Below are 361 nucleotides of genomic sequence, written 5' to 3'. Positions count from 1 at the left end.
CGGCGGCACCGAGCAGCGGGTAGTCGGCGGCGCCCAGGCGCGTGGCCGCGCCGTCGCCGCCCGGGCTGGAGGCCCCGAGCCAGTACCGCTCCCGCTGGGAACCGTATCTTCGCAGGTCGACCGGACGGGCGCCCCCGGCGCCGACGCAGCCGCCCGACTTCACGGCAGCACCCCGGAGCCAACCGCAGCCGGAGCCGGGTGCCGGCGTGCGACGGGCGGCAGGCGACGTCTTCCCTCTCCCCGTCCGGCTCTCCCTCGACAGCCACCCGTGGCTCGCCGACCACGCGGTCATGGGCACCGTGCTGCTCCCGGGCACGGCCTTCGTCGAACTCGCCCTCCGGGCCGGTGACCAGGCCGGCTG

1 protein-coding gene is annotated in these 361 nt (G+C 77.6%); it reads left to right on the top strand.

All coding sequences use genetic code 11. The features are described 5' to 3' along the window. Positions 1–41 precede the first annotated feature (41 nt). On the top strand, positions 42–361 hold a 320-nt coding region (locus UK12_RS45350; RefSeq protein WP_442973923.1), incomplete at its 3' end, for a hypothetical protein.

The organism is Saccharothrix sp. ST-888 (genome assembly GCF_000955975.1).
Taxonomy (GTDB): domain Bacteria; phylum Actinomycetota; class Actinomycetes; order Streptomycetales; family Streptomycetaceae; genus Kitasatospora.
Note: the sequence above shows the minus strand (reverse complement) of the source record. Positions and strands in the feature narration are given on the sequence as shown.